The following is a 21,397-nucleotide window of genomic DNA, read 5'->3' as shown; positions in this document are numbered from 1 at the left end:
ATCCTAAATTAGGATTGGTTTATAATTAATAAACTTTTCTTGAGTTGGGGATACTCTTTCTTGATAGTTTAATGCAAGGATATATAAGATGGGTGTGAATATTTCAGATGTTGCTGCCAAACGGATTGCACAGATACTTTTGAATGAACCCGATAAAATAGGATTACGTATTTCTGTTGAAGGTGGTGGGTGTTCAGGTTTTTCTTATAAATACAATTTGGTTTCTGAAATGAGCGAAGATGACCTCATTCTTAAAAAAGATGGGGCGATCGTCTTTATTGATTCACTATCACTTCCCTTCATGGAAGGAGCTGAAATTGATTTTGTTGATGATCTTATGGGACAGTCTTTTCAAATTCATAATCCTAATGCTGTTTCATCATGCGGTTGCGGTGTAAGTTTTTCAATTTAGAATAGTGGTTTTGTGATATTGCTTCTTGAAAAGATTATTACTTTGGTCAACAATGCAAAAATGGGAACTCTTACGAAAATATTAGGTCGGTGTGTGCGGTTATGCGTGGCGCTTATCCTATTATTCTTTAATGATTGTGCATTTTCAGAAGAGGGGGGAGAGCAATATTATTCACAAAAACAATCAACAAATATTATTTTAAAATCTCAAGATCACGAAAAAGAGGATTTAGTTTCTCAGTCTAGACTTATATTGCATGCTCGCTTAAAAAACAGCAATGAAGATATTGTGAAGGGGCTCGTATGGCGGATTTATGCTCCTATCTTAGGGGTTGATAATAAATTACCATTGATTGCAACTTATGAAGGAGGGAGCGCGCGTTTTGATTTAGAACCAGGGAGTTATCTTGTTCATCTCTCATTTGGTCACGTTGGTGCGGTGGATCATGTAAATTTAGAAATTGGGCAAAGTCTTGTTAAAAATTTTAATCTTGATGCTGGGGGGATTATTTTAAATGCTACACTGTTGAATGGCACAATCAATGAAAAGGAACTCCATTTCACTATCTATGAGGATGAAAAAGAAAATGATGATACTGGCGTAATTTTATCAAATGTTAAACCTCAGTCAATTGTGCGTTTGAAAGCTGGGCACTATCATGTTGCTTCCCATTATGGTTCCATTAATGCTATTGTTCGTTCGGATATCCAAGTGGATGCGGGTAAAATTACAGAAGTTATTCTTGAACATCAAGCAGCTCAAATTGTTTTAAAGTTGGTACGGCAAGAAGGAGGGGAAGCGCTCGCAGATACAAGTTGGTCTATTACAAATGATTCTGGTGATATCATTTACGAAACAGTTGGTGCTTATGTTTCGCTCGTGTTAGCGGAGGGGGAGTATATTGCCATTGCTAAAAATAAAGATAAAATTTATCAAAAGGTTTTTTCAGTTGTCTCTGGCCATGATGAAGATGTAAGTGTGGTAGCGGATGCGCAAAATATGCAAAAAATTGATGAAGAAATGGATTGATAATTGTGCGTGGATATGACCGGTAATGGGAAGCGGATAGAGATTTGGTTGTAGAAATTTCAACAGTTGGTGTATTTTTTGCTGGTGCATTATCTTTTTTATCACCATGTGTTTTGCCGTTAGTTCCTCCTTATTTGTGCTATATGGCAGGGATTGGTATTAACGATTTTCGTTCAGAAAAGCAGAATGAGAAAGTATTTATACGGCGCGCGCTTTTATCTTCTGTTATTGCTTTTGTGCTAGGTTTTACAACCGTTTTTGTTGCTTTAGGTGCTAGTGCAAGCACAATCGGCAAATTCATTGGTTATTATCGTGATTGGTTTGCGCTTGCTGCTGGTGTTATCATTATTATTTTTGGTTTAAATTTTTTGGGTTTTTTTAAGATTGCTTTTTTGTTTCGTGAAGCGCGTTTTCAAACACGCAATACGCCTGCCGGACCTTTAGGAGCTTACATTATTGGTTTAGCTTTTGCATTTGGTTGGACACCGTGTATTGGTCCGATTTTAGGACCTGTCATAACTCTTGCTGGAACAAAAGAAACTGTAGGCGAGGGTGCTGTCCTTTTAGGGATTTATGCGTTAGGTCTTGGCGTGCCTTTTGTGCTGGCGGCTTTATTTTCAAGCAGTTTTATGAAATTTTTGGGAGCTTTTCGTATTCATTTAGGAAAAGTTGAAAAAGTTATTGGAACTTTTTTGGTTGTCACGGGTATTTTGTTTTTGACAGGTTCTATGCAGGATCTTTCATTTTGGCTTTTGGAACATTATCCTTCGTTGAATGATATTGAAGGCATTCGTTGGCATGATATTGTGCATTTTTTTGGATTTTCTCGTTAGTTTTATGTGGTTTTATGGTTAGAAATTGTCTTTCTATTATTCTTGCAGCAGGTGAAGGGACGCGTATGAAGTCGTCTCTTCCTAAAGTGCTTCATAAAATTGCTGGTTTGCCCCTTATAGGACATGTCATAAAACAAATAGAATTGGTAGGCGTTTCACAATTAGCAGTCGTTGTAGGATTTGGTGCTAAAGATGTTACGGAAACTGTTCAGTCATTTGTGAAAAATGCGATGATTTTTGAACAAAAAGAACGTTTTGGAACTGCGCATGCTGTTCTTTCTGCGCGTTTAGCTTTGCAAAAAGAGGTTGATGATGTGCTCATTGTTTTTGGCGATACCCCTTTAATTGAGCAAGATTCATTGCTACAAATTCGCGCGCAACTTGCTAAAGGAGCAGATGTTGTTGTTGCTGGTTTTCATGCTCCAGATCCAATAGGTTATGGTCGTCTTCTTGAAAAAAATGGGAAACTTATCGCGATTGTAGAAGAAAAAGATGCTAGCGATGAAGAAAAAAAGATCTCTTTTTGTAATGGTGGCATATTTGCTCTTAACGGAAAACACGCACTTTCTCTTTTAGAGAAAGTTAGTAATAATAATATGAAGAAAGAATATTACCTGACAGATATTGTATCTATTGCAGCACAGGAAGGGTTAGATATTCGTGTTGTTAAAGTGCCTGTTGATAATATTGTAGGAATTAATAATTGTTTTGAGCTTTTTGAGGCTGATTCTTTGTGGCAAAAACGCAAAGCGCGCGATTTAATGTTGTCTGGTGTTACCATTCTTAAACCGGATAGTGTTTATTTTTCTTATGATACTGAGATTGAACCAGGAGTGGTGATTGAGCCAAATGTTTATTTTGGGCTTGGCGTAAAAGTACAATCTGGTGCAGTTATTCATGCCTTTAGTTATTTAGAGGGCGCTGTTGTTGGTATGAATGCGCGGATTGGACCTTATGCGCGTTTGCGTCCTGGAACAGAGTTGGCACCCTCAGTAAAGATTGGAAATTTTTGTGAAGTCAAAAAGGCGAAGATAGGAGAGTCCTCTAAAATTAATCATTTGAGTTATATTGGTGATACAGAAATTGGTGTACATACCAATATTGGGGCCGGTACTATTACTTGTAATTATGATGGATTTCACAAATATAAAATTACAATTGGTGACCATGCTTTCATTGGCTCTAATTCAGCACTTGTTTCTCCATTGGTGATAGGGAGTGGTTCTTATATTGCTTCAGGAAGTGTTATCACTGAAAATGTTCCTAAAAATAGTCTGGCTTTAGGACGTGCACGACAAGTGATAAAAGAGAATTATGCAACAAAGTTGCGCGCACGCTTATCAGCAAATAAAAAGAAAAAGTGATTATTTTTGTTCATTTCTTTGCTTTATGTTGACCTAATAATTGTGTAGGCGGCTACTTCTTAAGTATTGCCTTACTCTATATTTGGTTTATCTGATACCTTAATGTTTTGAATGAAGAGTTATTGAATTATTTTATGGGATATATAAATCTGGGATGTGAATTGGAGCTTTTTAATGTGCGGAATTATCGGAATTCTTGGAAATAGATGTGTTACATCTTCTTTGATTGATGGTTTGAAGCGCCTTGAGTATAGGGGGTATGATTCATCTGGTATCGCGACAGTGCATGAGGGGCGTCTTTATCGTATGCGTGCTGAGGGGAAGCTCACTCATTTAGAAGAAAAATTAAAAAAAACACCTCTGCAAGGAAATTTAGGGATTGGTCATACGCGTTGGGCTACACATGGAGCTGCGGTAGAACGGAATGCTCATCCTCATGTAACTGAACGGCTTGCAATTGTTCATAATGGTATTATTGAAAACTTTGTAGAATTGCAACGAGAACTCATTGAAGATGGTTATATCTTTGAAACAGAAACGGATACGGAGGTCATTGCCCATTTAATTACGCGCGCATTAAAAAATGGTCTTTCTCCCCAAGAAGCAGTGCATACAAGTTGGAAAAGGTTGCAAGGTGCTTTTGCTATTGCTCTTATTTTCGAAGGTGAAGACAATCTTATGATTGCTGCTCGCTCTGGTCCACCGCTGGCAATTGGCTATGGAAAAGATGAATTTTTTGTCGGATCGGATGCAATTGCTTTAGCTCCATTTACAGATCGTATTAGCTATATGGAAGATGGGGATTGGGCTGTTCTGACACGGGAAGGTGTAACAATTTACGATGCCAAAAATCAACGGGTAAAACGTCCTCTTACAACATTGTTTGAAGAAACTTTGTTGGTTTCTAAGGGGAATCATCGTCATTTTATGCATAAGGAAATGTTTGAACAACCTGAAGTGATCTCTCATAATTTAGCGCATTATCTTGATCTTGGAAATTATACAGTTCGCCCACTTGAAAATTTGATTGATTGGAAAAGTATTAATCGAATACTCTTTGCAAGTTGTGGAACGGCTTATTATTCGGCTTTAGTTGCACGCTATTGGTTTGAGAGATTGGCTGCTTTAAGTGTTGATAATGATGTCGCTTCGGAGTTTCGTTATCGTGAACCACCCATGACATCCGATGTGCTATCAATGTTTGTTTCTCAATCTGGTGAAACAGCTGATACATTGGCTTCTTTGCGTTATTGTCGCGAACGTGGTGTGAAAACAGCAACAGTTGTGAATGTTGAGCAATCAACAATGGCAAGGGAAGCTGATTTTGTTTTACCAACACTTGCTGGGCCGGAAATAGGTGTTGCCTCAACAAAAGCTTTTACCTGCCAATTGGCAACGCTTGCTGCAATGGCGCTTAATGCTGCTAAGCAACGTGGGTATCTTTCTGAGAAAGAAGAGTATCAGTTTGTCCAACAATTGGCAGAAATACCTCGGATTTTAAATGAGGTTTTAAAACTAGATGACAAGATTGAACGGATTTGTCGTAATTTAGTAAATGTAAAAGGTGTTCTTTATCTCGGGCGAGGGACTTCTTATCCAATTGCATTGGAGGGGGCACTTAAACTGAAGGAGCTTTCTTATATTCATGCTGAGGGTTATGCGGCGGGTGAGTTAAAACATGGGCCGATTGCACTGGTGGATGAGACAATACCAGTGATTGTTGTGGCACCTTATGATCGGTGGTTTGAAAAGACTTTTTCTAATATGCAAGAAGTGGCGGCGCGCAATGGTCGTATCGTTTTGATAACCGATAAAAGAGGGGCAGAAGCAGTACGTTTTGATACCTTGTCAATTATTGTTTTACCAGATGTTACAGAATTTATTGCGCCTATTATTTATGCTTTACCTATTCAGTTAATCGCTTACCATACAGCTGTTTTATTAGGAACAGATGTTGATCAGCCTCGTAATTTAGCAAAATCAGTCACTGTAGAATAAAAATTTATCTAAGGTTTTGTCGAAAAATAATGAGAGGTATAAATTCATAATAGAATGTGCAATCAACAGTAAGGCTTTTAATTTTTATTTGATTGCTTTTTTATTGTTATCCTGCTCGTAACAGACGTGTAGCGTCGTGGCGTCCAAAAAGGTAAAGGAGCAAACGTAAAGCTTGTCCTTGTTCTGAAGAAAGGTTAGGATCATGTTGCAAAAATAAACGTGCATCTCTTCTTGCCATTGATAAAAGATCACTATGGACTGCAAGGTTTGCTATGTGGAACTCGGGCATACCGGATTGTTTGGTTCCTAAAAGCTCTCCTTCTCCTCGCAGGCGCCAGTCTTCTTCAGCAATTTTAAAACCATCTTCTGTATTGCGTATAATATTAAGGCGTGTTGCAGCCATTTTTGTTAGTGGGTCTTTGTAAAGCAAAATACAGGAAGATTTTTTTTCTCCTCGTCCAACACGCCCACGCAATTGGTGTAGTTGTGAAAGGCCAAAATGTTCGGCATGTTCGATAACGATGATCGAAGCATCTGGAATATCGACTCCTACTTCAATGACTGTAGTTGCAACTAAAATACCTATATTTCCGCATTTAAAGGATGCCATAGCTGCTTCTTTTTCATCTGTTGACATTTTCCCATGTATCATACTAACATGTGTTCCAAAACGTTCTTGAAGAATAGCAAAACGAGTTTCAATTGAAGTGAGCTCAAGAATTTTTGATTCTTCCACTAAAGGGCAGATCCAATAGAGTTTCTCTCCTTTTTCTAATGCAATGGCAATTCGTTCTATGAGTTCATCAATACGCTTTAGAGAAAGCGTTGCTGTTGTAATTGGTTGGCGTCCCATTGGTTTTTCGGTAATTTTGGAAACATCCATATCACCAAAGGCTGTCAGGACTAATGTACGTGGAATCGGAGTTGCAGTCATCACCAGCATATCAGGTTTATGGCCTTTTGCTGTAAGGGTAAGACGTTGATGCACGCCAAAACGATGTTGTTCATCGATAATGGCTAAAGCAAGATTATTGTAAATGACGTTATCTTGTATAAGAGCATGGGTTCCGATAATAATAGAAGCTTGGCCTGATAAAATATCGTTCAAAATATTTGTGCGCAATTTTCCTTTTTCTCGCCCTGTTAAGAGAACTGTTTGTAATCCAACCTTTTCGGCAAGAGGTGCAATTGTCGCAAAATGCTGGCGGGCAAGAACTTCTGTTGGAGCCATTAATGCCGACTGTCCCGCATTTTCAGCAATCTGTGCCATCGCTATTAGTGCAACAACAGTTTTTCCTGCTCCTACATCACCTTGGAGAAGCCTTAGCATTGGTTCTGGTGAAGCAAGATCATTAGCAATATCTTTTATTGCTTCTCTTTGTCCATTTGTAAGTTGAAAGGGTAGGGCTTGCAGCAATTTTTTAGTGTATATTTCTGTTGGTGGGCGAGAAGCTCCTGAAAAAGATTTAGTCTTTAAGCGTACAAGTCCAAGAGCTAATTGGCTAGCGAGAAGTTCATCATATGCAAGACGTTTACGTGCTAGACTTTCTAAGGTGAGATCATCGGGATTAACGGGAGTATGGATGCGACGTAAAGCAACAGAAAAAGAAGAAAAGTTTTGTTGTTCTTTAACGCTTTCTTCTATCCATTCTGGCAAGAGAGGAATATAATCGAGGGCGTTTTGTATTGCATGCCTTAGTGTTTTTGCTGATAACCCCGCAGTAGAGGGGTAAACGGGTTCGATCAGCGGCATCTGATTTGATTGTTCGCTTGGTGTGATATGATCTGGATGCACCATTGAAAGTTGCCCATTAAACCGTTCAGCTTTACCTGATATAATGACTTTTTTTCCTTCCGGTAGTTGTTTTTTTAGCCAAGAATGTTGTGCGTGAAAAAAGACTAAATTTATTTTTCCTGTTGGATCATGTGCAACAACCTTATAGGGTGATCGGCTACGGCCAATAGGGGGTGGTTGATGGTGATCTATAACAATTTCGAGAGTAATGGTGACTCCTTCTTGTGCACAAGCAATGTTAGGACATATTCTCCGGTCTATAACGGAATAGGGCATTAATTGAAGAAGATCAATAAGGGTAGGCTCACGTTGTGTAGGGTTAATGTTTAAGACTTTGGCCAGTAAGCTATATACTTTAGGCGTTACCCCAGAAAGGGTACGGATAGAATTAAAAAGAGGGACAATAAGGCTTGGAGGCATAAGGAAATTTAGCCTGCTCTTTTTGTTTTTTCTAGTGCTTTAAAAGAGCTTTTTGGGGATAAGTCATAGAAGAGAAAGTTGCTTTATTTACGCTTTGAGTTTTAGATAGAAAAATAAATATTTCAATCATGCATAAAATAAAAATGGTGTAAAGAAGAGTGTTAATATGTGTAATACTCTATATGATTTGTTCCTATTTGTTTTTGTATGTTTATTTGCTGTGAATAGAGATAGTTTCTTTATGGAAGTCTTTTATGAATAGCAATAGAACTGGAATGCCATCGATATACGGGTGATAATAAATTTATAGATTGAAAGGTACGATAAATTATAGATTTTTTTATTATAATACAGGTAAAGGTTGCGATTTGGTATTTATTTTGTAGTGGGAAATTGTGAGAGTGGCGGAAGATAAAAGTAAAATACGAGATGAAAAAAAATCTCTCCCTCGCTTTATTCATTTAAGGGTGCATTCTGCTTACTCACTACTCGAAGGAGCTTTAAAAATCCCACAAATTATTCAACATGCAATTTCAGATCATACACCAGCAGTTGCTATTACGGATACAAATAATTTATTTGGTGCTTTGGAGTTTTCGCAATATTGTTTTTTGCATGGGATCCAACCTATTATCGGTTGTCAGCTTACAGTTGATTTTGGTGATGGAAATGATAACCTGACTTTTGTTAAAGGGCGCTCTTCTTCTGATTTTTGCTCTCTTGTTCTCTTAGCTGCTAGCGAGAGCGGTTATGCGCATTTGGTTCGTCTCGTTAGTCGTGCTTATCTTGATAAGTGTGATACTGATCCTCCTCATATCAAAGTCGATTGGCTGTTGTCACACAGTGAAGGAATAATCGCTTTGACGGGTGGCAAGCGAGGGCCTATTAATTTTTCTTTGGCAGAAGGTAGAAAAGAACGTGCTGTTGAACGGTTAACTTATTTAAAAAATTTTTTTGGGGATCGTCTTTATATAGAATTACAGCGGCATGGCACCTATGACCGGAAAATAGAGGCTGCACTTATTGAGTTGGCTTATACACATGAAATTCCTCTTGTTGCAACCAATGAGGCCTTTTTTCTGAATAGGCAAGGATATGAAGCGCATGATGCATTGATGGCGGTTGCGGAGGGACAAATTGTCTCTAATCCAGAGCGCACACGTGTGACGCCAGATCATTATTTAAAGTCACAAGATGAAATGGTTGCGTTGTTTTCTGATCTGCCAGAAGCTTTGGAAAACAGTGTTGAAATTGCATTACGTTGTCATGTTGCTACGCCGACTCACAAACCGATTTTACCTCGTTTTATAGAGCAATCTGTTGATTCAAAATTTACTTTAGAAGTAGAAGATAGTGAATTGTTAAATCAAGCTAAAGCTGGTTTAAAAAAGAGGCTTGAAACAATTGGATTGGCTGAAGGATATACGATTGCAGATTATGAGCAACGACTTGATTATGAAATTTCAGTTATTACGCGTATGCAATTTTCTGGTTATTTTCTTATCGTTTCAGATTTCATAAAATGGGCGAAGGCCCATGGTATCTCTGTTGGTCCAGGGCGTGGTTCTGGTGCTGGCTCGCTTGTTGCTTATGCATTGACTATCACTGATATTGATCCATTGCGTTTTTCTCTTCTCTTTGAACGTTTCCTTAATCCAGATCGTGTTTCTATGCCGGATTTTGATATCGATTTTTGTCAGGAGCGACGCGAAGAAGTTATTCATTATGTTCAAAAAAAATATGGACGTGATCAAGTTGCCCAAATTATTACGTTTGGTAAATTGCAAGCACGTGCGGTGTTGCGTGATGTTGGGCGTGTTTTAGAAGTACCTTATCGTCAGGTGGATTATCTTACGAAATTAGTTCCTGCTACGCCTGGAAGTCAGGTTGAATTAGCTGATGCTATCAAGAATGAACCAAAATTTGAGGAAGAAAAGAAAAAAGATCCCGCTGTTGCACGTACATTAGATATAGCGCTTCAGTTGGAGGGGCTTTATCGTCATGCATCAACCCATGCAGCAGGGATTGTTATTGGTGATCGACCACTTTCAGAGCTTGTTCCGATGTATCGTGATCCTCGTTCCAATATGCCTGTTACACAATTTAATATGAAATATGTTGAACAAGCTGGGTTGGTAAAGTTTGATTTCCTTGGGTTGAAAACGCTTACTGTTTTGAAAATGGCAGTAGATTTTGTTGCGCGAAAGGGTATCAAAATAGATTTGTCGAATATCCCCCTGAATGATGAAGTAACCTATGCTATGATGGCACGTGGTGAAACGGTTGGCGTATTTCAAGTTGAAAGTTCTGGGATGCGTAAGGCGTTGATTGGGATGAAGCCAGATCGTATTGAAGATATTATTGCTCTTGTCGCGCTTTATCGTCCTGGACCGATGGAGAATATTCCGACGTATAATGCACGAAAACACGGAGAAGAGGAAATCGCTTCTATTCATCCTAAAATAGATCATCTGATTAAAGAAACACAAGGTGTTATTGTCTATCAGGAGCAGGTGATGCAGATTGCTCAGGTGCTTGCTGGTTATTCGCTTGGGGAAGCGGATTTATTACGTCGCGCTATGGGTAAAAAGATTCACAAAGAAATGCAAGAACAGCGTACACGCTTTGTGAATGGAGCTGTTGCTGGCGGCGTTGATAAGGATCAGGCCGATATTATTTTTGATCTTTTGGCAAAATTTGCAGATTACGGTTTTAATAAGTCGCACGCCGCTGCTTATGCGATTGTTTCTTACCAAACAGCTTATATGAAAGCACATCATCCCGTTGAGTTTTTAGCTGCTTCAATGACATATGATATGGCGAATACGGATAAGTTAAATGATTTTCGTCGTGAAGCATTAAGATTGGGTATTAAAGTTGTTGCACCTTGTGTGCAAACATCACATCGTGTTTTTGAGGTTGGTGATAATTGTATTTATTATTCTCTTGCTGCAATTAAGGGGGTTGGAGAAGCGGTGGTTGATCATATTGTAGCTTGTCGTGGAAATAAACTTTTTAAGAATCTGGAAGATTTTTGTGAGCGTATTGATCCTCGTATTGTTAATAAGCGTGCGATGGAAAGTTTGGTTTGTGCTGGTGCGTTTGATTGCTTTAATATTGCACGTGAGATTTTATTGGCGAATCTTGGAACTCTTCATGCGTATGCACTGCGTATTCTTGATAATAACTCTAGTGGGCAGATTGATATATTTAGGATGACAGGTGGGTTAAAAGACCCCTTGATTTTATCGCAAACATCTCCTTGGTTATTGGATGAAAAACTTTATCGAGAATTTCAAGCAATAGGTTTCTACTTTTCTGCTCATCCTCTGGATGAGTATCGGGCTATACTGGATAAAAAGCGTGTACAGACTTGGGTTAATTTTGCCAATGCCGTTAAAGGAGGAGCAACTGCTGCTAGGCTTGCTGGAACTGTTGTGGCAAAACAAGTGCGCAAAACAAAATCTGGTAAAAAAATGGGGATTATCCATTTTTCTGATACGAGTGGGCAGTATGAAACAATTCTCTTTTCTGAGGTACTTGCGGATTATGAGGAGATACTAGAACTTGGAAAATCTTTTATCGTTACCGTGAGTGCAGAAAATCGCTCTGAGGGTGTTAGTTTGCGACTTGAAACGGTTCAATCTTTGGAACAGGAGGCGTTACAGCATCATAAAATGATGCGTCTCTTTATAAAAACAGTTGATATGCTTCCTCAAATTGAGCAAAATTTAAATCCTAGTGGCAATGGAGAAGTAGGGCTTATTCTCATTCAAGAGGATGGATTACGGGAAGTCGAAATTACGCTTCCAAAGCGGTACAAGGTTAATTCACATGTGGCGAATGCTATGAAATCGATACAGGGTGTTGTTGATGTGGAGTTGACTTGAATAGGTATCCACAGGGGCTTTTTGTTTTGAGTGGAAGTATTTTTTTCATTAGCGATTTAAATTGGGAATTTGAATCGGGTTTGACATTCTGAAAGATTCTCTTTTCAGATATGGTGCATTTCTCATGTAATAAAATTAAAAAAATGATCCTACTTCGTTTATGAATATTTAAGGTAGTTTGGGGATTAAGGATTTTATGAGTTTTTATAGCATAGCGCTTCGTGTCATTTTTGCTAAGTTTATAGCATTATAACTATAAAGCCAATCTAGGCTCGACATAATAGTTTCTGGTGTGCGAATTTTCATTACGAAATTGCGTGCGATTGCTATGGGACCAGTTGCATGATAAGCTATTTTATTAAAATCTCCACGTTTTTTTACCGCAATAATGCGGGGTTTTCGTATTTTTTCGTATAATGAAAGAGCTGCGGTGAGTGAAAGATCTTTCATAGAGAGTGTTTCTGCTAATGTGGCAGCGTCTTCTATTGCCATAGCAGCACCTTGTGCAGCGAAAGGCAGGGCAGCGTGTGCGCAATCACCAACAAATACTTGTCTTTCTAAGCCTAAAAAACGGTTCTGTTTCATTTGAAAGATTGGCCAATAGCTCCATTCGTCAATATGGTCAAAAATTTGCAAAATTTGCAGATTCCAGTCTTTAAAAAGAGATTTTAAATTTTCTTTATTTCCTTTATGTGCCCACCCTTCTTTTGAATTTTCGCCATGGGTAATGGCTACAAAATTAAAAATTTTTTTGGATGGTTGAATGGGATAGACAACAAGATGATTTTTGGGGCCCATCCAAGCAGTAATTGTATTCACATTTTGCAATAAAGAACGAAAGTTTTTAGGGAGATGTTCGAATTCTGTTGTTGCGCGCCAAGCAATAAAGCCACTAAAATCTGCCGTTTCATGCAAAGGAGCCAATTTCCGTAATGTGGACCAAACTCCATCACATCCGATAAGAAGCGGCGTTGAATAAAATTGGTGTTGTTGTGTTTCAGTTAGTACATCTGCTTTTATTGTTTTTATATGAATGTTGTTTGTTGTCGTTTGGGTAGCTGCTACAACAGCTTCTCCTGTTTTATATTTAATAAAAGGATTTTCAATAACAGCGTTGTATAAAATTTTTTGTAAGTCGGCACGATGGATCGTGATATAAGGAGCTTTCCAGTTTTTTTCTGATAAATTAATAAGCTCAGCACGCAGTCGTGTTTTTAAAGATACTCCTTCTCTTAATTCAAGAAAGTGCGGTGTTGTACCTACTTCAGTAAGTTTGCTAAGAATCCCCCAATGAGCAAGTATACAGGTTGCATTTGGGGTGAGCTGAATACCAGCGCCTATAGCATCAAGCTGCGTACGCTTTTCAAAAATGGTACTTGCAATTCCTTTATGGGCAAGTGCTAAAGCAGTGCTTAAACCAGCAATACCTGCTCCAACTATGATTGGCGATTGATCCATAAGTACTTCATATTGAAAAAGCCGAGAACACACTATAGTGAATTGCTTGGATGATAGAGACATCCTGTGGGGTTTGTTTGATTGTAGGATAGTGAGGAAACATAGCGATAAAGTGTTGAACAATAAGGGCAAATTTTTTCATCAGCTGATCCCATGTCGATAAAAATATGAGGATGATCGAATGGTTGTGTAGCACCTACACACATAAATTCCTTCACACCAATTTCGATTGTGCTATATCCAAGGTCATTTTGGAAATGGGGAATGTTGTGATCAGCCATGGTGTATAAACTTCCGATAAATTACCTTAATCAGGTATGATTTTGATCTTCTATTTTATATGTATCAGTTTGTAATTTTGTAATAAAGCTTATAATAATGCAAGGTGCTTTTAAAGAAAACTTAATTATCTTTTATGTTATGCTGGTTTTTTTGGCGTTTTCTTAGCATTTCGTGCATAGAAAAAGTTTCAAGTGTGTTGAAATATTAAATGTAAATAACATAAGAAAAACTGACCGTTATATTATTATACGGTAACATATCGTAAAGTGTTTTGTGAAATATCTATCCAATAAGATTTTCAGAAAGTATAAAGAATATTAGCTAGAATATATGAAACAAATGGTGGCAGATCAGAGTTTGTTGTCGGATATAATGATGAAAAATCCGGCAAGGTTTATTAATCGAGAATTTTCATGGCTACAATTTAATAATCGTGTATTGATGGAAGCTGCTAATCCGAAGCATCCTTTATTGGAGCGGCTAAAATTTCTTTCGATTTCAGCAACAAATCTTGATGAGTTTTTTATGGTTCGTGTTGCTGGTCTTGCTGCACAAATTCGTGCTGGAGTTACATCCTGTAGTGCAGATGGACGTACACCACAAGAACAACTTGATTTTGTGTTAGCTGAGATTTCACATTTGCAGGTTAATCAACTACAAGAATTGAGTCTTTTACGTTATGAGTTAAAACAGAATGATATTGAAATTATTTGTCCTAGTAGGCTTTCAAAAATTGAAAAATTATGGCTCGAAAAATATTTTCTTGATACGATTTTTCCTGTTTTAACACCTTTACCTGTTGATTCTGTTCATTCTTTTCCATTTATTCCTAATTTAGGTCTTTCATTTGCCCTTCAGTTGTCTCGGTGTACTGATCAACACTCATTCATAGTGTTGTTGCCTATTCCAATTGTCTTAAGACGTTTTATTCTGCTTCCTCGAGAAGAGCGCAATTGTTTTCGTTTTATCGCGTCTGAAGATGCTGTTAGCATTTTTATAAGTCATGTATTCCCTACTTATAAAGTTGATGGAATTGGTACATTTAGGGTTATTCGCGATAGTGATATTGAAGTAGAAGAAGAGGCTGAAGATCTTGTTCATTTTTTTGAAGCAGCGCTTAAAAGGCGTCGTCGCGGGCAGGTTATTCGAATTGAATTTGATGCGAAGATGCCAAAAAAATTACGCCAATTTATAGCGAATGGACTTGCTGTTCCTGATAATTGTATCAGTGTTCTCAATGGATTCTTGGCGCTTAATATGATATCAGAGATTGTTTCTGTTCCACGCGATGACCTAAAATTTGTTCCTTATAATCCCCGTTTTCCTGAATGTATTCGTAAGCATAATGGTGATTGTTTTGCGGCTATTCGTGAAAATGATATCGTGCTTCATCATCCTTATGAATCATTTGATGTTGTGGTACAGTTTTTACGTCAGGCTGCTAGGGATCCTGATGTTGTTGAAATTAAACAAACTCTCTATCGCACATCGAATGATAGCCCAATTGTCAGCGCTTTGATTGAAGCTGCTGAACAGGGTAAGTCGGTGACCGCTTTGGTGGAACTTAAAGCACGTTTTGATGAGGAAGCGAATATTCGTTGGGCGCGTGATCTTGAGCGTGCAGGTGTTCAAGTTGTTTTTGGTTTTATTGCATTAAAAACACATGCTAAGATGTCACTTATCGTGAGGCATGAAGGAAAACGCCGTTGCTCTTACGTGCATCTTGGAACTGGAAATTACCATCCAATTAATGCTAAAGTTTATACCGATCTTTCTTTTTTTACCACGGATGATGATATTGCGCATGATGTTGCTTTATTGTTTGATTATATTGCGCAGTATGCGCGTCCAAATGAAGCAATGAAAGTTGCTTTTTCACCCTTAACATTGCGCAGTCGTATTCTTAAGCATATTGAAGGAGAAATTTCTAATGCACAAAAAGGGCGGCTTGCTGCTATTTGGATGAAAGTCAATGCATTGGTTGATCCTGAAATTATTGATGCTTTATACCGCGCTAGCCAAGTAGGAGTGCAGATTGATTTAGTTGTACGTGGTATCTGTTGTTTACGTCCTGGCATTGTAGGAATTTCAGATAATATTCGTGCAAAATCAATAGTAGGGCGTTTTCTTGAACATAGTCGCATTTTTTGCTTTGGTAATGGTAAAGATTTGCCTAATGAGAATGCACTTGTTTATTTAGGGTCCGCTGATATGATGCCGCGTAATCTAGATTATCGTATTGAGATATTGGTTCCAGTTTTTAATAAAATGGTTCGTCAGCAGATTCTTTTACAAATTATGTTAGCTAATATCATTGATAATCAGCAAAGCTTTGATATACTAAATGACGGAACATCAAAACGTATAACGCCGCAAAGAGGTGAGAGACCGTTTAATGCACAGGAGTATTTTATGGCAAATGCAGGTCTTTCGGGTGAAAAAAAATCTTTTGAGTCTTCTGCTTCGCGTTTAATTATGTTGCATCGGCAACAAGCCGAAGTGCATAAAGACTGAAATCCAATGACATATATAAATGCTCAAGGTCGGCTAAAAGGGTGCAAGCCTATCGCTGTTATCGATATTGGCTCAAATTCTGTTAGACTCGTTGTTTACGAAGGTCTTGTTCGTTCACCAACAGTTTTATTTAATGAAAAGGTTCTCTGTGGTCTTGGTCAAGGGGTTGCAAAAACTGGATTTTTAGAAGAAAAATCAATGGAAATGGCATTGCGAACACTGAAACGGTTTCGTGCACTTTGTCGACAAATTGGAGCAGATGAGGTTTATACTCTAGCAACAGCAGCAGCGCGGGATGCAAAAAATGGGTTAACATTTATTCAAAATGCTGAAAATATTTTGCAAGATAAAATATATCTTCTTTCAGGAAATGAAGAGGCTGTTTATTCAGCGTACGGAGTTGTTTCTACCTTTTACCGGCCAAAAGGTATTTCTGGTGATCTTGGGGGAGGGAGTCTCGAGCTTATTGATGTTGATGATTCTGATGTAGGTGAAGGGATAACTCTTCCATTAGGTGGTTTGCGGTTACAGTATATGTCCAATAATAATATTGCTATCGCTGAAAAAATTGCACATGAGCAGTTTTGTAAATCTTCTGTCCTTTGTAAAAGCATGGCACGTTATTTTTATGCAGTAGGAGGAACTTGGCGTAATTTGGCAAAGCTTCATATGGCAACAAAACACTATCGGCTACCTGTGATGCATGGTTATGAAGTTGATGCAGTTGAGATGGAGGATTTTTTGCGTTTTGTCGTGAGTGGCAGTATTGCTGATATGAAAGGGATTTCAGCTGTTTCAAAAAATCGCCGTCAGCTTTTGCCTTATGGGGCAATCATTCTTATTGAACTTATTCGCTCTATGGGTTTTGAAAAAATAATCTTTTCTGGAGCTGGAGTCCGTGAAGGTTTTCTTTATTCACGTTTATCACAAAAGATTCGTCTTTCAGATCCTTTAATTGCTGCGTGCACGGAAGTGGCTATTCTACGGGCACGTTCACCAAAGCAAGCAGAGGAACTCATTGATTTCACGTCCAATGCTTTTGAAACTTTTGGAATTTTAGAAACAGAAAATGAATGTCGTTACCGTAAAGCTGCCTGTCTTCTTGCTGATATTGGTTGGCGTATACATCCAGATTATCGAGGCAATGAGGCGGCTCATCAGATAGCATTAGGATCTTATCCGGGAATTTCTCATGAAGGGCGTCTTTATGCTGCGCTGGCAGTTTTTTTTCGCAACACGAGTTTGCTCATTGATGAAGAATCCCTGCCCATTTTTCAATTGGCTACTAAAAATATAATTGAAAAAGCACGCATTCTTGGTGCAACTATGCGTATTGCTTATCTTTTTAGTGCTTCTACTGCTGGTATTTTGCCTCACTTATCATGGCGTAAAAAAACAGATCACGTTGTATTGTATATCCCAAGGCGTTACGCTGATTTAATGGGAGAACGGCCTCTCGGGCGGTTGAAAAAATTATCAAAAATAATAAAAACACCCCTTGCTTTTGAAACTTTCTGATTTTTTCCTCCTGGGTTATAAAAATCTATCATATATTATATTGCTGTGTATTTTAGATACTGTATTATTATATGGAGGTTGTTTCCATTTATATTGAGACATAATGAGGTTGAAAAGTTTTAGTCTTTTGATTTTCAATCCGTTTTTGCAACAACAAAAACGGATAGTCTTCTTCTTTAGAAAATTTTGTTGTGAAATGCTTAGTATACAAATGGTTAAATTTTTCTTTGTATATTAGAGCTGTTTTATGCTTACTTCTCCGTTGCTAAAATAAAATCCTATTTGACCTTTTAGCATTTGTTCGGCTTTCTGCCCGAATATTTCATAACGCCAACCATTCATAGCAGGGATATTTTTCTTTACACATCCATTTGCAATTTTTTCTAAATCACTGGAAGTTGCAATAATTTTGGGTGCAATATTATTTTCATTAGCAACAAGCTTTAAGAGTACTTTGAGAAGATCGACAGCAGCGGTTGTCGTATCATTAAGTGGTTTATGCTTAGGCAGGGCGGGTAAAGTCGCAAGATCGACTGCTAAGCCTTCGTGAACAGCTGTGATTAATGTTTGCGTGATTGAGAATCTATCCCAGTTTTTGTTAAGACTGCGCAAACGTTTTAGTGCAGTTTCATCTTTTGGTTGTTGCGTTGCGATTTCGATAAGGCATTCATCTTTCATAATATGGCGACGTGGAATATTATATTTTCGTGCTTTACGTTCACGCCAAGCTGCTATTTTTTGTAATACAGCAAGCTCACGAGGTTTTTTGACTTTTCCTTTCACTTTTTTCCATGCTTCATCTTCTGGCATATCATAAGTTTTGGGTGATAATAAGATTGCTATTTCATCATCCATCCAGTGTATGCGTTTGTTTTTTTCTAACTGTTTTTTCAATAAGAGGTAAATATCTCTCAGATAGGTTACATCGGCAAGTGCATACAGCAGTTGTTTTTCAGAAAGAGGTCTGCAGCTCCAATCTGTAAAACGAGATGATTTATCAAGTTGATGCCCTGTGCAGCGTTGTACAATTTGATCATAGGAGATAGAATCACCAAACCCACAGATTGATCCTGCTATTTGCGTGTCGAAGAGAGGGGAGGGAATAATTCCTCCGAGATGATAAATCGTTTCGATATCTTGGCGTGCAGCGTGGAAAACTTTGACAATTTTGTTATCTACCATTAGATCAAAAAATGCTTGTAAATCAATATCTTGCGACATTGGGTCAATTAGAACGGTAGTGTCTGGTGATGCAAGCTGGATTAAACACAGTTGCGGCCAAAAAGTTGTCTCGCGGATAAATTCAGTATCGACTGTTATAAAATCTGATGTACGTAAAGTGGCAAGTGCAATTTCAAGATCTGTAGTTTGTGTAATAGGATTCATCATTATTTTATTATAACCAGATAAATTAAATTTGTCTTTTATTGACTTTTTTTTTGAGTCTTTATCCTCATATCTTGACAAATGGTTGTTAAAAAGCGTTTGTAGCGCATGTAGAATGTTATAATTAAAGGCAAAAGCTATGCACCGTTATCGCAGTCATCATTGCGCTGCTCTTCGTAAATGTGATGTAGGAACAAACGTTCGTCTTTCGGGATGGGTTCATCGTGTCCGTGATCATGGAGGAATCCTTTTTGTAGATTTGCGTGATCATTTTGGAATTACACAGATTGTTGCTGATCCTGTTTCGCCAGCTTTTAAAATTATCGAAAAAGTGCGTTCTGAATGGGTTATTCGTGTAGATGGCGAAGTATGCGCACGTTCTGATGAAGTTATTAATACATCTCTTCCAACAGGCGAGATTGAAATTTTTGCAAAAGAGGTGGAGATTCTTTCGAAGTCTGATGAGCTTCCTTTACCTGTTTTTGGCGAACCTGATTATCCAGAAGATATTCGGTTGAGGTATCGCTTTCTTGATTTACGTCGCGAAACTATGCACAAAAACATAATGCGTCGTACTGAAATTATTGCTGCTATCAGACGGTTTATGCAAGATAATGGTTTTACCGAATTTACCACGCCGCTTTTGACAGCGTCATCACCGGAAGGGGCGCGTGATTTTTTGGTTCCAAGTCGTATTCATCAAGGAAAATTTTACGCATTGCCACAAGCACCACAACAGTACAAACAGTTGTTGATGATGTCAGGTTTTGATCGTTATTTTCAGATTGCTCCATGTTTTAGAGATGAAGATCCACGGGCTGATCGTCTTCCAGGAGAATTTTATCAATTAGATGTTGAAATGAGTTTTGTTGAACAGGAAGATGTTTTTATAACAATGGAACCCATTATGCGCTCTCTTTTTGAAGAGTTTGCAAATGGAAAGCCTGTAACACAAAACTTTCCTCGTATTTCCTATGATGAAGCAATGCGAAAATATGGCTCCGATAAGCCTGATTTACGTAACCCGATCATTATGGAAGATGTTTCTCAGCATTTTTATGATTCTGGTTTTAAAGTTTTTGCTCAAATTTTAGCAAATAATGAGAAAGCACAGGTATGGGCTATTCCAGCTAAAACTGGTGGAAGCCGCGCTTTTTGTGATCGTATGAACGTATGGGCACAAGGTGAAGGACAACCAGGGCTTGGTTATATTTTCTGGCGTGAAGAAGGAGGAAAGTTTGAAGGAGCAGGGCCTATTGCTAAGAATATTGGTGAGCAGAGGACCGAAGCAATTCGTATACAGCTTGGACTTGAAAATGGTGATGCTTGTTTTTTTGTGGCAGGAGATCCAAAGAAATTTGCATCTTTTGCAGGATCAGCACGTACGCGGGTAGGCGAAGAATTAAACCTTATCGATCGGGAATGTTTCTCTTTAGCATGGATTGTTGATTTTCCATTTTTTGAATGGAATGAAGATGAAAAAAAGCTTGATTTCGCTCATAATCCTTTTTCTCTTCCTCAGGGGGGGCAAGATGCGCTTGAATGCCAAGATCCTCTTACTCTTAAAGCTTTTCAATATGATCTTGTATGCAATGGTTATGAGATTGCTTCGGGTGGAATCCGTAATCATTCACCAGAAATGATGCTTAAAGTTTTTAATCTTGCTGGTCTTACTAAGGAAGTGGTAGAAAATCGCTTTGGTGCTCTTTATCGTGCATTCCATTATGGGGCACCACCGCATGGTGGTATGGCGGCGGGTGTTGATCGTATTATTATGCTTTTACAAGGTGTCAAAAATTTACGTGAGGTTGCTTTATTTCCTATGAATCAGCAAGCGCTTGATCTTTTGATGAGTGCTCCGTCTGATGTCGCAGCTGTACAATTACGTGATTTAGGAATCCGAATTGCTCCTGCTGACAAAAAGAGTTCATAAAGTTGGTGGATTTTGAATGTTGATGACACGTTTACTGTGTTATAAAATTTTAATGTTTTCAATGATATGAGAGTATATACTGTTGATAACAGGCTTAGGGCTATGCTTTTTAGATTTTCAACGATGTAGAAAATAACACGTGTCTTAGTGTTTATGAGAATAAGGTAGTGTTGCTAAAGGTTGAGATATTCTAGAAAGTTTGAATTTTATAATCTTTAAATGCTCTGTAAAGCTCATCACATAAAAACTGGATGTAGTTGTTATGCAATATGGTTGCTTTTTAAAGAGTTATGAGGTTAGATAACTTATTTATCGTTAGATTTTCCGTTTATCCTGAAAGTGTTCATTTCTAAGTATAATGATGGATGTGTTTTTCACTTCCTTTTATCTATTTATTTTTTGCGTTAAGTTTTTAAAGACGATGTTTTATCATTCCTTCAAAAGCTTTTGAATTAATTCGTTAAGCATTTCCATGTATTGTTTTAAATGCGCATATAAATTTTTCAAATTGATATAATTTTCTGTTCATGTTTTAATCATAACGTTTATTTTTATATAGTCGATT

Annotated in this window: 13 protein-coding genes; 9 read left to right on the top strand and 4 right to left on the bottom strand. The window is 37.9% G+C overall.

What is annotated here, in order from left to right:
* Positions 1-88: 88 nt before the first annotated feature.
* The 5 genes from J7R13_RS04570 to glmS all read left to right on the top strand — a co-directional run bounded on the left by J7R13_RS04570 (position 89) and on the right by glmS (position 5,636).
* Positions 89-412: a HesB/IscA family protein gene (locus tag J7R13_RS04570; protein ID WP_004859047.1), complete on the top strand. Its 324-nt coding sequence runs from the start codon at positions 89-91 to the stop codon at positions 410-412.
* Positions 413-424: 12 nt separating this feature from the next.
* Complete coding sequence (locus J7R13_RS04565) at positions 425-1,441, top strand: carboxypeptidase regulatory-like domain-containing protein (protein ID WP_208437671.1); 1,017 nt, start codon at positions 425-427, stop codon at positions 1,439-1,441.
* Between the two features lie 44 nt (positions 1,442-1,485).
* Positions 1,486-2,274 carry a cytochrome c biogenesis CcdA family protein gene (locus J7R13_RS04560; RefSeq protein WP_208437670.1) on the top strand — a complete coding sequence of 263 codons (789 nt, stop codon included), beginning with the start codon at positions 1,486-1,488 and terminating at the stop codon, positions 2,272-2,274.
* Positions 2,275-2,288: 14 nt separating this feature from the next.
* Positions 2,289-3,638 carry a bifunctional UDP-N-acetylglucosamine diphosphorylase/glucosamine-1-phosphate N-acetyltransferase GlmU gene (glmU, locus tag J7R13_RS04555; protein WP_208437669.1) on the top strand — a complete coding sequence of 450 codons (1,350 nt, stop codon included), beginning with the start codon at positions 2,289-2,291 and terminating at the stop codon, positions 3,636-3,638.
* Between the two features lie 174 nt (positions 3,639-3,812).
* Positions 3,813-5,636, top strand: a complete 1,824-nt coding sequence (gene glmS, locus J7R13_RS04550; RefSeq protein WP_208437668.1) for a glutamine--fructose-6-phosphate transaminase (isomerizing) — start codon at positions 3,813-3,815, stop codon at positions 5,634-5,636.
* A 106-nt stretch (positions 5,637-5,742) separates the two neighbouring features.
* On the opposite strand, the gene recG is transcribed toward glmS, so the two are convergent.
* Positions 5,743-7,851, bottom strand: coding sequence for an ATP-dependent DNA helicase RecG (gene recG, locus J7R13_RS04545; protein ID WP_208437667.1), 2,109 nt, complete (start codon positions 7,849-7,851; stop codon positions 5,743-5,745).
* 401 nt (positions 7,852-8,252) lie between these two features.
* On the opposite strand from recG, the gene dnaE reads away from it, so the two are divergent.
* Positions 8,253-11,741 carry a DNA polymerase III subunit alpha gene (gene dnaE, locus J7R13_RS04540; protein ID WP_208437666.1) on the top strand — a complete coding sequence of 1,163 codons (3,489 nt, stop codon included), beginning with the start codon at positions 8,253-8,255 and terminating at the stop codon, positions 11,739-11,741.
* 204 nt (positions 11,742-11,945) lie between these two features.
* On the opposite strand, the gene J7R13_RS04535 is transcribed toward dnaE, so the two are convergent.
* Together J7R13_RS04535 and J7R13_RS04530 are read right to left on the bottom strand one after the other, a co-directional pair.
* Positions 11,946-13,199: an FAD-binding protein gene (locus J7R13_RS04535; RefSeq protein WP_208437665.1), complete on the bottom strand. Its 1,254-nt coding sequence runs from the start codon at positions 13,197-13,199 to the stop codon at positions 11,946-11,948.
* Between the two features lie 32 nt (positions 13,200-13,231).
* Entirely contained in the window at positions 13,232-13,480 is a 249-nt protein-coding gene (locus J7R13_RS04530; protein WP_208437664.1) for a zinc-finger domain-containing protein, read from the bottom strand.
* A 331-nt stretch (positions 13,481-13,811) separates the two neighbouring features.
* Here J7R13_RS04530 and J7R13_RS04525 point away from each other — a divergent pair, with 331 nt between their 5' ends.
* Together J7R13_RS04525 and ppx are read left to right on the top strand one after the other, a co-directional pair.
* Positions 13,812-15,995: an RNA degradosome polyphosphate kinase gene (locus J7R13_RS04525; protein ID WP_208437663.1), complete on the top strand. Its 2,184-nt coding sequence runs from the start codon at positions 13,812-13,814 to the stop codon at positions 15,993-15,995.
* A 6-nt stretch (positions 15,996-16,001) separates the two neighbouring features.
* On the top strand, positions 16,002-17,513 hold the full coding sequence (ppx, locus tag J7R13_RS04520) for an exopolyphosphatase (protein ID WP_208437662.1): 1,512 nt from the start codon (positions 16,002-16,004) through the stop codon (positions 17,511-17,513).
* Positions 17,514-17,747: 234 nt separating this feature from the next.
* Here ppx and rnd read toward each other — a convergent pair whose 3' ends face one another.
* Positions 17,748-18,902, bottom strand: coding sequence for a ribonuclease D (gene rnd / locus J7R13_RS04515; RefSeq protein WP_208437661.1), 1,155 nt, complete (start codon positions 18,900-18,902; stop codon positions 17,748-17,750).
* A 136-nt stretch (positions 18,903-19,038) separates the two neighbouring features.
* On the opposite strand from rnd, the gene aspS reads away from it, so the two are divergent.
* Positions 19,039-20,832 carry an aspartate--tRNA ligase gene (gene aspS / locus J7R13_RS04510; protein ID WP_208437660.1) on the top strand — a complete coding sequence of 598 codons (1,794 nt, stop codon included), beginning with the start codon at positions 19,039-19,041 and terminating at the stop codon, positions 20,830-20,832.
* Positions 20,833-21,397 lie beyond the last annotated feature (565 nt).

It is taken from the genome of Bartonella taylorii 8TBB (assembly GCF_902825155.1).
Classification (GTDB): Bacteria; Pseudomonadota; Alphaproteobacteria; order Rhizobiales; family Rhizobiaceae; genus Bartonella; species Bartonella taylorii_A.
This window is presented reverse-complemented; position numbering and strand designations above follow the sequence as displayed.

Excerpts from the sequence above, each read along its gene's own strand:
- ppx (WP_208437662.1), top strand. The coding sequence starts at position 16,002 with ATGACATATATAAATGCTCAAGGTCGGCTAAAAGGGTGCAAGCCTATC.
- J7R13_RS04535 (WP_208437665.1), bottom strand. The coding sequence starts at position 13,199 with ATGGATCAATCGCCAATCATAGTTGGAGCAGGTATTGCTGGTTTAAGC.
- J7R13_RS04525 (WP_208437663.1), top strand. The coding sequence starts at position 13,812 with ATGAAACAAATGGTGGCAGATCAGAGTTTGTTGTCGGATATAATGATG.
- aspS (WP_208437660.1), top strand. The coding sequence starts at position 19,039 with ATGCACCGTTATCGCAGTCATCATTGCGCTGCTCTTCGTAAATGTGAT.
- J7R13_RS04570 (WP_004859047.1), top strand. The coding sequence starts at position 89 with ATGGGTGTGAATATTTCAGATGTTGCTGCCAAACGGATTGCACAGATA.
- J7R13_RS04530 (WP_208437664.1), bottom strand. The coding sequence starts at position 13,480 with ATGGCTGATCACAACATTCCCCATTTCCAAAATGACCTTGGATATAGC.
- recG (WP_208437667.1), bottom strand. The coding sequence starts at position 7,851 with ATGCCTCCAAGCCTTATTGTCCCTCTTTTTAATTCTATCCGTACCCTT.
- rnd (WP_208437661.1), bottom strand. The coding sequence starts at position 18,902 with ATGATGAATCCTATTACACAAACTACAGATCTTGAAATTGCACTTGCC.
- glmU (WP_208437669.1), top strand. The coding sequence starts at position 2,289 with ATGGTTAGAAATTGTCTTTCTATTATTCTTGCAGCAGGTGAAGGGACG.
- glmS (WP_208437668.1), top strand. The coding sequence starts at position 3,813 with ATGTGCGGAATTATCGGAATTCTTGGAAATAGATGTGTTACATCTTCT.